Origin of the sequence: Blautia sp. CAG:257 (assembly GCF_000433815.1) — a bacterium.
Classification (GTDB): domain Bacteria; phylum Bacillota; class Clostridia; order Lachnospirales; family Lachnospiraceae; genus Blautia_A; species Blautia_A caecimuris.
Genome location: NZ_HF999082.1, coordinates 1 through 13,574 on the forward strand (window position 1 = coordinate 1; position 13,574 = coordinate 13,574).

At 42.7% G+C, this 13,574-nt stretch carries 13 protein-coding genes and 1 pseudogene; all 14 read right to left on the reverse strand.

What is annotated here, in order from left to right; all coding sequences use genetic code 11:
• Positions 1-396: pseudogene (locus tag QVP40_RS10010) on the reverse strand (ABC transporter permease subunit); the annotation flags it as partial.
• A complete protein-coding gene (locus tag QVP40_RS10015; protein WP_022068300.1) occupies positions 396-1,169 on the reverse strand; it encodes an ABC transporter ATP-binding protein in 774 nt (257 codons plus the stop codon). The pseudogene QVP40_RS10010 and the gene QVP40_RS10015, both read right to left, overlap by 1 nt.
• Positions 1,170-1,348: 179 nt before the next feature.
• Positions 1,349-2,221, reverse strand: a complete 873-nt coding sequence (locus tag QVP40_RS10020) for a MurR/RpiR family transcriptional regulator (protein WP_022068301.1) — start codon at positions 2,219-2,221, stop codon at positions 1,349-1,351.
• A 148-nt stretch (positions 2,222-2,369) separates the two neighbouring features.
• Positions 2,370-2,627: a hypothetical protein gene (locus tag QVP40_RS10025; RefSeq protein ID WP_022068302.1), complete on the reverse strand. Its 258-nt coding sequence runs from the start codon at positions 2,625-2,627 to the stop codon at positions 2,370-2,372.
• Positions 2,628-2,676: 49 nt separating this feature from the next.
• The gene (locus tag QVP40_RS10030) at positions 2,677-3,429 is read right to left on the reverse strand and encodes an EFR1 family ferrodoxin (RefSeq protein WP_022068303.1); all 753 of its coding nucleotides are present in this window, start codon (positions 3,427-3,429) and stop codon (positions 2,677-2,679) included.
• A gap of 24 nt (positions 3,430-3,453) precedes the next feature.
• Positions 3,454-3,810, reverse strand: coding sequence for an acylphosphatase (locus QVP40_RS10035; RefSeq protein ID WP_317343966.1), 357 nt, complete (start codon positions 3,808-3,810; stop codon positions 3,454-3,456).
• Positions 3,792-5,549, reverse strand: a complete 1,758-nt coding sequence (locus tag QVP40_RS10040) for an IS1096 element passenger TnpR family protein (protein ID WP_022068305.1) — start codon at positions 5,547-5,549, stop codon at positions 3,792-3,794. Before QVP40_RS10040 ends, QVP40_RS10035 begins: the two co-directional genes overlap by 19 nt.
• A gap of 276 nt (positions 5,550-5,825) precedes the next feature.
• A complete protein-coding gene (locus tag QVP40_RS10045; protein WP_022068306.1) occupies positions 5,826-6,812 on the reverse strand; it encodes an ABC transporter permease in 987 nt (328 codons plus the stop codon).
• A 16-nt stretch (positions 6,813-6,828) separates the two neighbouring features.
• Entirely contained in the window at positions 6,829-8,328 is a 1,500-nt protein-coding gene (locus QVP40_RS10050; protein WP_022068307.1) for a sugar ABC transporter ATP-binding protein, read from the reverse strand.
• Positions 8,318-9,376, reverse strand: a complete 1,059-nt coding sequence (locus tag QVP40_RS10055; RefSeq protein WP_022068308.1) for a substrate-binding domain-containing protein — start codon at positions 9,374-9,376, stop codon at positions 8,318-8,320. Before QVP40_RS10055 ends, QVP40_RS10050 begins: the two co-directional genes overlap by 11 nt.
• Before the next feature lie 44 nt (positions 9,377-9,420).
• Positions 9,421-10,467 (reverse strand): NAD(P)-dependent alcohol dehydrogenase, encoded by a 1,047-nt coding sequence (locus tag QVP40_RS10060; RefSeq protein WP_022068309.1) that lies wholly within the window; start codon positions 10,465-10,467, stop codon positions 9,421-9,423.
• 49 nt (positions 10,468-10,516) lie between these two features.
• The gene (locus QVP40_RS10065) at positions 10,517-11,992 is read right to left on the reverse strand and encodes an FGGY-family carbohydrate kinase (protein ID WP_022068310.1); all 1,476 of its coding nucleotides are present in this window, start codon (positions 11,990-11,992) and stop codon (positions 10,517-10,519) included.
• A gap of 1 nt (position 11,993) precedes the next feature.
• A complete protein-coding gene (locus QVP40_RS10070) occupies positions 11,994-12,923 on the reverse strand; it encodes a transketolase family protein (RefSeq protein ID WP_022068311.1) in 930 nt (309 codons plus the stop codon).
• On the reverse strand, positions 12,916-13,574 hold a 659-nt coding region (locus QVP40_RS10075; protein ID WP_288200465.1), incomplete at its 5' end, for a transketolase. The genes QVP40_RS10070 and QVP40_RS10075, both read right to left, overlap by 8 nt.

A 13,574-nucleotide genomic window follows, 5' to 3' on the forward strand; every position in this document is an offset into this window, starting at 1 on the left:
AAGTCCTTCTCTTCCAAAGGAATAAATAATTGCAAATCCATAAGTAATGGTTGGCAGAAGCATGGGAAGCACTGCGGCAGCTTCAATGAGCTTCTTAAAGCATTTATTTACATTTGTATAATGAACGGTATAAGCCATCAGAAATGCAAGAAAAGTGGTGACCAGAGCGCTTGTTCCTGCAATCAGAAAGCTGTTTCCCATAGCTGTTATAAAACCTCTGGCGCCAAAAACCTCTTTATAAAAAGCAGTTGTAATACCACTGTCTCCAAGAAAAGATTTCGCCAGAAGTCTTGCCACCGGAACCACAAGGAACGCTCCGAACAGCAGAACTACTGCAAGAAAAATAAGCTTTGTTTCTTTATTTTTTCCGTTCATTTTTTTACCTGCCCCTGCCATCAGGCCGAAACCTCCTGCTGGCTCAGCATGGTATTGGCAAACAGCATATAAATATTATTTCTTTTAATCTCAAGCTGATTAAGGATAAACTTTTTCACAAAAGGATTTTCCGGATGAGTAATGATTTCAGACGGCTTTCCATATTGGGAGATTCCGCCTTTCTCAAGGATCAGAACTTTATCGGAAATAGTAAGAGCCTCCTCTGGATCATGGGTAACAATAATCGTAGTCAGATTATAATCCTTTGCGATTGCCCTGATTTTATCTTTAATCGACTCTTTGATCACACCGTCAAGAGCGCTTAAAGGCTCGTCCAAAAGAAGGATTTTGGGCTTCATTACCATTGTTCTCGCAAGTGCGGTTCTCTGTTTCTGACCGCCGGAAAGCTGATCGATTCTTTTGTTCAGATGCTCTTCCAGTCCAAGAAGTTCTATCAGCTCCTGAACCTCCTCTTCTGTAGAAATGCCCGGATTGTTCCTTAATCCATACGTAATATTTTCATATACATTAAGGTTCGGGAACAGGGCATAATCCTGAAAGACAATATTAAATCCCCGCTTTTCCATTGGAACGTCTGTAATATCCTGACCGTTAAAAACAATATGTCCTCCGTCTGCTTCAGCAATTCCCAGAATAAGATTTAATAAAGTTGTCTTTCCACATCCTGAAGGTCCTAATATAGAAATAATTTCTCCGTCTTCAATATTCAGATTGATATTTTCCAGGATTGTAACACCGTCATATACCTTTTTCAGATTCTCAAGTTTTAACATATTCTTCTCCTTCTCGGGACTGTTTTTCACCCGTTCTGCTATCGAACATTTACCTGTCTGTCCTGAAACACCGTCATTATAGCAACAGTATTACAGCCCTCTCAATCAAGAAAAAATAAAGACTTTGTTAAGCGCTTGTAAACTTAACAAAGTCTTTACACTGTCAAAATGTAGTAAACTTACAAAGAAGAATATGCCTTATCGCGGACCGCCCTGCTGCTTTTATCAAGAACAGTACAAAAACGGTCGTAATCGGAAACGATCAGGCCCATATAGATCATATCCACGATCATCATCTGTGCTGTTCTGGAAAAAATAGCGTCTCCGTAAAAAAGCTGCTGCTGACTGGTACAGATTACCAGATCTGCGTATTTCGTAATCAGAGAATCCCTGAAATTTGTGATTACAATGGTAACTGTTCCGCTTTTTTTCGCCTCTTTCATAACCTCTACCGTGTCCCTGGAATATCCTGAATAGGAAATTCCCACTGCCACATCCTGATCTGTCAGGTTTCCTGCGCTGATCTTCTGATGATAATAATCATCGAAATGTCTGCAGGAAAGGCCAAGATACAAAAGCTTTGTCAAAAGGTCAGAGGCCACTGCATTTGAATTTTCCACACTGTAAATATCTATGATCCTGGCCTTTTTCAACGCGCAGATCACCTTTTTAAACACGTCTGCCGACAGATTTTTAAGCGTTTCCTCCATCATCATCTGAGAGGTCACTGCCACCTTTCCCGGAATATCCTCCAGCCTGTCCTGCCCGCTGAGAGTATACCCGTACATAGGATTTGCCCGGCTGTTTTCTTTCCGGATTTCTGCAAGCTGTTCTATGACTGCATATCGAAATTCCTTATAACCCTGAAATCCCAGAGCCTTGGTCATCCTTACAATTGTAGGCTGGCTGACCCCGCTCCTTACGGCCAGCTTCTCCAGGGAAAGCTCGCGGACTTCCTCCATATGTGTCAGAACATAATCTGCCGCCTGTTTTTCAGACGCGCGCATATCCCCGTATTTTCCTTCTATTAAAATAGTAATCTTGTTTCGCATAACAACAACTCCTTGTAGAAATTCTACAGAAAATCGCTCTTTTCACAGGATTTTCTTTCCCACTATTTTAGCAGGCATATAATAAAGGTCTCTCACACGGAGTTGTTAAATCTTTGTAAAATTGCCGGATTTTTATTTCTGCATATCCCTATTCATCAAAGTTTACTTCAAAAACGCCCTCCGGCAGACGCATGGTAAGAACACCAAGATTAAAGTCCTGATCCATCACAGTGATGTGATACTCAAAAATCGCATCATCCTCAAATTTTGACAATAGAACATAGGAACCATTTTCTTTACCGTCAATCTGATCGCAGATATCCTCATAAACCGCTTCCCCGGAAATAGCTCTGGGATATCCGCAGCTTTTAATTTTTTCTTCTATTGCTTTATATAATTCTTCCATGTAATTTTCCTCCCTGGTCAAATCTTTTCCCTTTCAAATCAGGAGCTTTTCAGTTTTCATAAGGACAGCGGTACCGTGGCTTTCCCAGTGATTTTTTTCCATATTCAATGGATTTTGCCGGACACTGGGTAATACAGGCCATACAGTGAGTACATTTATTTCCCCACTGAGGTCGTCCATTCACAAGCTGTATATTATTCAGCGGACAGACTTTTACACATTTCCCGCAGCCGATACAGCAGTTATCCACATTAAATTTATTTGCATGCACAAACAGTGGATAAAACAGCAGATTTACGGGGCCGCTGCACACAGCTCCAAGCATACTGACCGGTTCTTCTGTAAGAGGATCTCCTGCAAGTATCTGCTCTTCAACCTGCCGGATCTTCGGCTCCGCATCTGCAATGATATTTTTTGCCTCTTCCTCTGAAGGAACCCGGAACATGGCAAGATAATTTTCCGGCATCAGAATCCCCGCGCAGCCCATATAGATAAAAACCTTATCCTCACAAAGCTTTCTGGCATATTTTGCAGCATTTCCGATTCCGTCTCCACAGGTCATAACAAAATATGCTTTCATTCCTATGTCAAATTTCGACTTTCGAATCCAGGTTTCCACAATTTCCGGAATTCTCCATGCATAAGCAGGCACTACAAAAACTGCTGTTTCCGGCGTTTTTCCGGAGAAAAATTTTTTCTGTTTTATGGCTTCATTCAGAGAATACATTTCATCCCCTGTTTTCTCCTGGATCCTCTTTGCGATAAATCTGCTGTTTCCTGTTCCCGAAAAATAAAAAATCATCTGGACCTGCTCCTTTCTGTCCGTTCAGTTCCTCATGGAAAATTTTCTTTCATCCTCCACCAGAGGAAGCTCTTTTACATCCATTTGTTCTATGCTGATGTAGCGGTCATGAAACAGAGCCTGAAGGATCATATCAATTGAAACCTCTTCTCCCTGAACCTGCGCCGTTACAGAGCCGTTACATTCATTCTGTACCCAGCCTGTTGCATTATATTTCTGTGCCAGATAATACATTTTGTATCGAAAGCCTACTCCCTGGACCCTTCCCCAAAACGAAAACCCCCGGCGTATTTTTGTCCCCATATCGTTTTCTCCATATCCGTCAGCATTTATTTCCTGAAAGCCCCGCCATGAACGCTCTCTCAGTTTCTTCCACAGCACTTTTTGTACTTCTTTCCGCTTCCACAGGGACACGGATCATTGGGATAAATCTTCTTATCCTTTTCCCCGTTCCCTGACATGTTGCTCTGGAGTACGCCCGGAAACTGCGGTCTGCTTTCTTCCTCCTCAGGCATATGACCGCACAGCTGTACTTTTCTGGTTTTACTGTAGGCTTCCACCAGAAGCTCTGCCATTTCTCTTGCCTGATCTTTCGTTTCAAAAACAACCCCGTTTTTGTTCAGCTGTTCCATTGCCTCTGACATAACTCCGCCGGTATAATATACTCTGTAAATTTCACAGAGATAGGCTTCTGCCAGATCTTCTGGCATTCCCAGTTCCTGTTCAAGAAACTGTCTGATTTTTTTATAAACCGGCTGCTTAGAAGGATAACCATTAAATGTACAGTCAACAATCTCCTCCTCTGAAGGAACATAAAACTCTCTGTCTCCCTGGTATTTCAGCAGCATCCGATAGATCTCTTTTTCTTCCAGCAATCCCTGAAGGCTGATCCTGTCACCGTCAAGTACACAGATATTTTCCTCTTCCGGAACAGACCGGAATAATTCTGTAAATTCCTCAAAGCTTACTCTGCATTCTCTTCTTCTGCGGTACATTCTGTATACCACTCTTGCAGGAGCTGTGCCGTAAAGATATTCAACCATTACCAGACATGCGCTCAGCCAGCTTCTTTTTTTCTGAAGTTCACAAAACTCCGGTGTAAAAATCTTTTCAAAAACATCAGAAACCTCTGAAGGAACCTCTGCATATCCATCGTCATAGACTGCCAGATATCCGATATCGCTGGCCCATTCCAGATCTGTCCATTCATTTTCCTCTACATGGAAAAGACCTTTTTTCATTGCTTTTTCAAAAGCCTGAAATTCCCATTCATTCAGCCTCAGAAGCTCCTTTTCCATAACCTCAGGCTTCAGGATCTCTTCGGCGATCCGTCCTGCCAGTTCCGGTTTATCAAGTTTCTCAGCCCCGGAAATCCCCAGTTCTCCGGCCAGAAAAACCAGATCCTCATTTTCATATGCCTGCAGGTACTCTGCAACCTTTGGATTTCTGCTTGCGGCTGTTTTTTTCATTTCTTTAAAAAGCGCTTTTGTTACCGTCTCTGCCATATCCTTTAACAGAGAATCGGTACATTTTTTATTATTTTCTGTTTTGCTTTCCGCATTTTCGCTGAAAATCAGAGAGGCTTTTCCCTGACAGATGTCCTCATGAATCTCTTTACTGATTCTGTAATCCGGTTCTCCTGCCTCCAGTGTGAACAGCTCCGCCAGACGTTTATTTTTCTGCTCTGTATCCGACCAGAACTCTTCCTCTGCGCCTGTTTTTTCTTTCATAATCACAGGGCAAAGAGCCCCTCCACCCTCACTGACTGCAGGAAGCTTTTTTTCCACCTCTGCCCTGTATTCCGGCAGTTTCTGCTCATTCGTCTTTACCCGGAAGGTAAACCATGTCATCTTATCCAGCAGGTCATTTACAAATGTATCGGAAGCATTTGAAAAATCATACTGATAAGAAGTCACCTGAGGTTCATCTTCTCTGTATTCTCTTACATGAACCTTTTCCTGATAAAATTCAAATTCATATCTGTCAGTAAATGAATACTCAAGGATTTCTTCCAGGACTGCTGCCATCTGAGCAAAGGTAATATTAGAAGGAACAAGACATCTTCTCCAAACCGGCGGTTTTGTTCCCTTTCTTATAATTTTAAGCTGATAAAATTCCATGTTTTCTCTCCTGTATCTGTCTTTCTGGTTATCTTTTGTTACTGTTCACTCTATTTACAGCAACTTGGGCAAAATGCATTCCATATCGCCTTTGGCGATGGCATTTTGCCCTTTATGTCTCCTTCTCATTTCCTCTATTCTACTTCATATTGCCCAAACACACAACAGGGTTTTGCAGGACAAAGCATAAAACAGGCATTAAATAAAAATACAGGGAATATCTATCCTTCCGAATAAATATCCCCTGTGTCAGTTATCTGCATGTTTTTACTGATTTTATGCCTTCCTTGTAAAGATTCTTTTTATCCTTGCTTTAATGACCGGATTGTCTTTTACTGCATCAATCAGTACGGCAATCAGAACTACTGCGCCTGTAACGATCGTCTCCCAGTAAGAAGATACACGAAGTAATGTAATACAGGTACTGATAACACTGCTTAAAACACCACCAATGATAGTTCCTACCACATTTCCAATTCCACCTGCCATGGATGTTCCGCCCAGAACAGAAGCTGTAATAGAATCCATCTGCCAGCTCTCACCAATACTTGCCTGGAAGGATGCCAGTTTACATGCCATCAGCACACCTGCAATGGCAGAGAGAAGTCCGCTGAGACAATATACCATCATCTCAATACGTTCTGTAGGAATACCTACAATTTTTGCACAGCTTCTGTTTCCGCCCAAAGCATATACATAACGTCCGAACTTTGTTCTTTTTAATATGACTGTAAGAATCACGCAGATAATAACCATGATAATTACAATGTTTGGAAGAACGCCGCCAATCACTCCATTTGCAAGTTTTTCTGCTGATTCCGGCATACCCGTGATCGGCATACCTTTTGTAATAACGTATACAATACCTTTATAAATCTGCATAGTTGCCAGAGTTACAATAAATGGTGTCATTTTAAAATATGCAATAAAAAATCCATTTACTGCTCCCAGTACAATTCCCAGAAGGCTGGCGATCACAATGGCAAGATATGGATTGATTCCATAATTCACCATAAAGATAGCCCCCGCCATACCGCATACAGAACCGATAGTTGCCACTGACAGGTCGATTCCGCCAGTCAGAAGAACAATCGTCTGTCCAAATCCTACAATAATTACAAAGGATGCAGCTCTTGTCAGTGTACTGATATTATACGCCGTAAAAAAGTTTCCTGTGGTGGCATGTACGATAATGCCAACCAGAATCGTTACGATCAGAACCATGCCAGCCGTGGATTTAAAAAATTTCTTTATCCTGTCCATTTTGCTGTTTTACCTCCTATTGAAAAGCTACTTTCAGCACATCCTCCTGTGTGATCAAATCCACATCTGTGATGTATCCGCTGATTCTACCCTGATGAACAACCATAATCCTGTCAGATAACGCCATAACCTCCTCCATCTCGGAAGAAATTACAACAACCGATACTCCACTGTCTGCAAGATCACGAATAAGCTGGTGTATTTCTCCTTTTGCATTTACATCAATACCACGAGTAGGTTCATCAAGGATCAGCATTTTAATTCCCTTTGCCATCCAGCGCGCTACAATAACTTTCTGCTGATTACCTCCTGACAGATTCTTAATCAGGGTTTCTCTGGATGCTGTTTTAATTTTGAAGGAACTAATATATTTTTCGGCTGTCTCAATTGCCTGTCTGTAATCGATCAGACCATGTTTTTTTATTTTGTCATAAGATGGAAGCATCATATTTTCCATAACAGACATATCCGGAGCAATACCATCATGTCGGCGTTCTTCCGAAACATAGCCCATTCCATATCTGATTGCGTCTATAGGGGATTTAATATGTACTTCCTTTCCCTCAATAAAAGTCTGACCTCCGGGTTCCTTTTCTGTAATGCCAAAAACACTCTTGAAAATTTCTGTACGGCCAGCGCCTACCAAACCGGCAACTCCCAGAATTTCTCCCTTATGGATTTCAAAGCTTACATTCTGAAACTCTCCTTTTCTGGAAAGATTTCTGGCCTCAAAGAACACCTCATCAGAAACCTTTCTCTGAACCCTGCCTGTAATCTGTACCTTTTTCCCTGCCATCTGATTGATCATTTCTTCTTTTGTAATTTCAGAAACAGGAACCTCTTTCACAAGGCATCCGTCTTTCATAATAGTGATTCTGTCCGCCTGCTCCATAACTTCATCCAGATGATGAGTAATAAATACCATGGCTGTTCCGCCCTTTTTCAATCTCTGCATGGACTGAAAAAGGCTTTCTGTCTCACGATTAGTCAAAACTGCTGTGGGTTCATCAAGAATCAGTACTTTTGGATCATAAGCAAGGGCTCTGGCAATGGAAACAAGCTGCTGATATGCTGCCGAAAGCAGTTTTACCGGCTGAGAGACATCTGTCTGAACATCCAGAAGCGCAAGGAGCCTTTCTGCCTCCTGACGGGTCTTTGTCCAGTTGATCAGCTTTTTTTCCATCACTTCATTTCCCAGAAAAATATTTTCCGCAATACTGGCTTCTGGTACAAGATTCAACTCCTGAGGTACCAGAACAATATTTTTTCTCATTGCTTCTCTGGGGGAGGAGAACCTGACCGGTTCTCCCTCCATGATCACCTCTCCGCTGTCCATTGCAAATTGCCCGGTCAGAATGTTCATTAAAGTACTTTTTCCCGCTCCGTTTTCACCTACCAGTGCATGGATTTCTCCTTTGCGGAGCTTTAAAGTCACACCGTCAAGAGCCTTTGTTCCCGGGAAGGTTTTTACAATATCCCGCATTTCAACCAGAAGCTTCTCTGTATTATTCTGCATCTGCACTTTCTCCATATAACATTTCAATATATTTATCTGCGCTGTCTGCATAAACGGAAGTGGATCCGACATTTGTAGCCTCTTCCTCTACTGCTTCTCCGTCAATTGTCTTTACTGCGTTATAAACCAGCTTATATCCCATGTCGTAGCAGTTCTGAACCTGTGCCACAAACAGTGTACCGTCTTTCAGATATTCCAGAGTACGAAGATCATGATCCATACCTCCGATTACAATATCCCCTGATTTACCGGCATCCTTCACTGCCTGACATGCGCCAACCGGATTCGACATGTTATTGCAGAGGATTCCGCCAAGATCCGGATATGCCTGAAGCCAGGATTCTGTAATGCTGATTGCTTTTTCTACTGCATCGTTATCTCTCTGCTCGTCTACAATCTCAATGTCCGGATATTCTGCAATCGTATCTTTAAATCCCTGGAGACGTTCTTCATGAGATGCGGCTCCCATTGTTCCGGAAAGGATCGCAATCTGTCCTTTACCGCCCATCTCTTCGCACACTGCTTTTGCAAGAGCGCAGCCATCGCCGTAATTATCTGTATTTCCTACAAAAAAGCTTCTGTCGCAGTCTTCAATATCACTGCTGGCAAAGGTTGCAACCGGGATTCCTGCTGCCACTGCTTCATCCACAGCCTTTGCTGTTGTCTCCGGCTGATTTACATCAACAGCGATCAGATCATATCCCTGTCCGATGGCTGTTTCAATGGAATTTACCTGATCCACTGCGTCCGGCTCTGCAGGTCCATACCATTCATAATCGATTTCCACGCCTTTTTCTGCAAAATCTGCTACTGCCGCATCAACGCCGCATTTAATTGCGTCATACCAGCTGTGGATATTTTTATATGTACAGTAAATTTTATAACTGTCCTTTTTCGGCTGATAGCTTGTGTCAAAATCTGCATCTGCCAGTTCTGTTTTTCCGGTTGCGCTGTCTCCTGCCTTTGCCGCATATACACTTACGGATCCTGTCATTGTTCCAATCATTGCTGCTGCCATTGCCATAACCATCATTTTTCTTCTTAACATCTTAAAATCCTCCCTGTACATTTATTTTTATATGCTGTTTTTCTTTACTGGAATTTAACTGCTGCCTTGATGACTTCATCCTTATGATTCAGGCTGTATTCAATAGCTTCAATACAGTCCTTAAAATCAAACTCATGAGACACAATGCTTCTGACCGGGATCAGACCGGAAGAAACTGCTGCAATCGCCTTTGGCCAGAGATTTCTGTAGCGGTATACAGAATAAATAGTTCCTTCCATTGCATTCAAAGTTGCAATATCCAGCTCCAGAACCGGTTCCGGAGAAACACCAACCAGTGTGACCTTTCCTGCACGTTTGATCAGTCTGCAGGTCTGAAGTGTTGTAATTCTGTTTCCCGCACATTCGTAAACCTGATCTGCGCCGCCTCCCGGAAGTGTTTTGGCAAATTCTTCAATGCTCTCACGTTTACTGTTAAATACTCTTGTAGCACCTACTTCCAGAGCCTTTTCCAGACGTTTGTCCATTACGTCTGCAACATAAATCTCGCTGACGCCTCTTGCCTTAAGGCTCATAATAGTACAAAGACCAATACATCCGCTTCCCAGAACAATCGCAGTCTCTCCCACCTTTGCATTTGACAATTCTGTTGCATGCATTCCAACTGCCAGAGGCTCGATCAATGCCCCTTCCAGCGTATCCATATTATCCGGAAGCTTATAGCACATGCTTGCATCATGCACACAATATTCTGCATTTACTCCGTCTCTTTCTCCCGGAATTGCAAGCATCCTGATATTCTTACAGAGATTATAATTTCCTTTTCTGCAGTCTTCACATTCGCCGCAGGGTACTGCCGGTTCAATAGAAACTTTATCTCCTACTTTAAATCCTTCTACTCCTTCGCCAACTGCGCTTACTACTCCGCCCGGCTCATGTCCCAGAGCCAGAGGCCCATCCAGAGTCCAGTTAGCCAGCTGTCCCTCCTGATAAAAATGAAGGTCTGAACCACATACTCCTACATATTCCAGCTTGATCTGAAGCTCTCCTTTTCCCGGCTGAGGAATGTCACGTTCTACCCATTCCAGTTTCTGTTTACCGGTTAATACACATACTTTCATTTTTCCTTCCATGATGTTCTTCTCCTTTATGTCATAATTATTTATTTAAGTTCTTCTCCGTTTACATTAGTACCCGTTCAACTGCTTTTTTCCATCCGAGATACTTTTGCTCAGCTTCTTTTTCATTCATTTCAGGTTCATATTTTGTGCTGTTCAGCTTGTTAAAAATATTTTCATCCCACAGCCCTAACGCAATTCCCGCTGCAAAAGCCGGTCCCATTCCTGAGAGTTCTTCCGCATCCGGCACCTGAACCGCTGCCCGTGTCATGTCACTTTGAAACTGCATCAGATAACTGTTTCTGGTTGGGCCTCCGTCTACTCTTAATTCCTCAACCTTTACTCCTGCATCTTCGCTCATGGCATTGACAATATCTGTGATCTGATAAGCAATACACTCTACTGCGGCCTTTACCAGCTCCGGCTTTTTTGTAGTTCTTGTCATCCCTACAACTGCCGCTGTTGCCCGACTGTCCCAGTAAGGAGCTCCAAGTCCTGAAAATGCAGGAACCAGATAAGTTTTATCATCTTTTGACGCCTCTTCCGCAAGTTTTTGGGTCTCTCCGGGAGATGAGATCAGCTTCATATCATCTTTCAGCCATGTGATCACTGCCCCTGTATAATTCAGATTGCCTTCCAGTACATAATTTACTTTTCCGTTCATACTCCATGCAAGAGAGGTCACCACTCCATGGGTACTCAAAACAGGCTTTTCTCCAATATTCATCATAATAGAAGAGCCGGTTCCATAAGTGGATTTCGTCATTCCCGGTTTCAGACATCCCTGTCCAAATAAGGCTCCGTGTGAATCTCCCAGAACTCCGTGTATCGGAACCGGATGAGGCAGAAATCCGTTAAAATCCGTTTCGCCAAAGCAGGAATCTGAATCACATACCTCTGCCATATTATCCGGGTTGATCCCAAAAAGCTCACAGATCTCCTGATCCCATTTCAGCTCAAAAATATTAAAAAGCTGTGTCCTTGACGCATTGGAATAGTCTGTTTTATATTCTTTTCCTCCGGTCAGTTTATAAATAAGCCAGGTGTCAATTGTTCCATGACAGATATTTCCTGAATCTGCTTTCTCCTTTGCTCCTTCCACATTTTCAAGGATCCAGGCAATCTTGGATGCCGGAAAATAAGGAGACAGATTAATACCCGTGCGGCTTCTGACTGCTTCTGCCTGTCCTGCCCGTTCTACTCTTTCACAGATATCAACAGCTCGCGCGCACTGCCAGACAATTGCCTGTCCCAGCGGTTCCCCTGTTGATCTGTCCCAGGCAAGGGAAGTTTCTCTCTGATTACTGATTCCCACACCCACAACATCACCTGCCGGAATACCGGATTCCTGAACCAGATTCCTTACAGCTTCCAGAGTATTTCTGTAAATCTCTTCCGGATCATGAGAAACCCAGCCTTTTTCATTTATGATCTGCCTGTGAGCTTTGTCAGTACGTTTGATCAGATTCCCTTCCTGATCAAAAAGCAGTGCTTTTGTTCCCTGTGTACTCTGATCGATTCCTATTAAATATTTCCCCATATCAGATCAGCTCCATTACCTTTTTTACAATTCCCTGTGCATTCAGTCCGTAATAATCAAAAACTTCCTTTGATGTTCCGGAAATAACCGGCTCATCAGGTAATGAAAGATTGATCACCTTTACAGGACAATGTTCGCCTGTAACCTGACTTACCATAGATCCCAGTCCCCCAAACGGCGCATGCTCCTCAACGGTAACTACAGCCTTTACATTGGAAGAAACACGGATGATCGTTTCTTTATCCAGCGGTTTCAGGCAGTACATATCTATAACTGATGCACTGACTCCTTTTCCATCAAGAAGCTCTGCTGCATCCAGGGCCGGTTTCACCATTTCACCACAGGCAATAATTGCAATGTCTGTTCCTTCTCTTACTACTGTTGCCTTATCCATCTCAAAAGGTATCTTGCCCTCTTCATACACATCCTCAACAGCATTTCGTCCTACACGAATATAAGCAGGTTTTTCATCTTTAAGAAGCGCCTCTGTCAGCTTTTCTGTCTGAAATCTGTCGCTTGGAAGATAGACTCTCATATTGGGAATGGCTGACATGGCTGCTATATCCTGCGCAGAATGATGGCTCATTCCCAAAGCCCCGTAGCTTACTCCTCCACTGATCCCAATCAGTTTTACGTTTGTGTTTGAGTATGCCACGTCTACTTTACACTGTTCATAGCTTCTGGTAGATAAAAAGCAGGCCGGCGAAGCAGCATATGGTTTTTTTCCACATTTTGCAAGTCCTGCGGAAATACTCACCAGATTCTGTTCTGCTATTCCTGTTTCTATAAACTGTTCCGGATAAGTATCTGCAAATTTTGAAAAAGAAGCACTTCCCCGGGAATCACTGCACAATGCCACAATATCTTTATCTTTTTCCGCTTCCCGCATTAACACATCACAGATTACCTGTTTGTTTGCAATTTTAGCCATGAATCAGCGCCTCCCTTCTTTTTCTCAAATCAGTTTTAATCTGTATTACCTCTTCCGGTGACGGAACCTTATGATGCCAGTTGGCTTTATTTTCCATAGTTTCGGAGCCTTTTCCTTTTACAGTATTTGCTATTACTACCGTAGGCTTATTTTTCACTGTTTTAGCTTCATCAAAAGCCGCTTTCAGCTGAGGTATACTGTTTCCATCTTTAACATCAATGACATTCCAGCCAAATGCCCGGAATCTTTCATGAAGATCATCATGTGCCATTACATCTTCTGTATTGCCGGAAATCTGTAAACGGTTTCTGTCTACTACAGCACAGAGATTATCAAGTTTATAATGAGAAGCTGCCATTGCGCCCTCCCATACAGACCCTTCCGCCAGTTCTCCGTCTCCCATAACCGTATAAACACGATATCCTGATTTATCCATCTTCCCTGCAAGTGCCATTCCTACACTTACCGGAAGCCCATGTCCCAGAGAGCCGGAGTTCATTTCAATGCCGGGAAGTTTATTATTGGGATGTCCGATAAATTTTGTCCCAAATTTACTAAACTGCGCTATTACATCTTTAATATCAAAAAATCCTTTTCTTGCCAGTACTGCATAATAGGCTTCAACAGAATGTCCCTTACTTAAGACAAATT

What these genes read in the sequence shown, in the direction of transcription:
- QVP40_RS10015 (WP_022068300.1), bottom strand. Translation starts at nt 1,169, where the DNA reads ATGTTAAAACTTGAGAATCTGAAAAAGGTATATGACGGTGTTACAATC.
- QVP40_RS10020 (WP_022068301.1), bottom strand. Translation starts at nt 2,221, where the DNA reads ATGCGAAACAAGATTACTATTTTAATAGAAGGAAAATACGGGGATATG.
- QVP40_RS10025 (WP_022068302.1), bottom strand. Translation starts at nt 2,627, where the DNA reads ATGGAAGAATTATATAAAGCAATAGAAGAAAAAATTAAAAGCTGCGGA.
- QVP40_RS10030 (WP_022068303.1), bottom strand. Translation starts at nt 3,429, where the DNA reads ATGATTTTTTATTTTTCGGGAACAGGAAACAGCAGATTTATCGCAAAG.
- QVP40_RS10040 (WP_022068305.1), bottom strand. Translation starts at nt 5,549, where the DNA reads ATGGAATTTTATCAGCTTAAAATTATAAGAAAGGGAACAAAACCGCCG.
- QVP40_RS10045 (WP_022068306.1), bottom strand. Translation starts at nt 6,812, where the DNA reads ATGGACAGGATAAAGAAATTTTTTAAATCCACGGCTGGCATGGTTCTG.
- QVP40_RS10050 (WP_022068307.1), bottom strand. Translation starts at nt 8,328, where the DNA reads ATGCAGAATAATACAGAGAAGCTTCTGGTTGAAATGCGGGATATTGTA.
- QVP40_RS10055 (WP_022068308.1), bottom strand. Translation starts at nt 9,376, where the DNA reads ATGTTAAGAAGAAAAATGATGGTTATGGCAATGGCAGCAGCAATGATT.
- QVP40_RS10060 (WP_022068309.1), bottom strand. Translation starts at nt 10,467, where the DNA reads ATGGAAGGAAAAATGAAAGTATGTGTATTAACCGGTAAACAGAAACTG.
- QVP40_RS10065 (WP_022068310.1), bottom strand. Translation starts at nt 11,992, where the DNA reads ATGGGGAAATATTTAATAGGAATCGATCAGAGTACACAGGGAACAAAA.
- QVP40_RS10070 (WP_022068311.1), bottom strand. Translation starts at nt 12,923, where the DNA reads ATGGCTAAAATTGCAAACAAACAGGTAATCTGTGATGTGTTAATGCGG.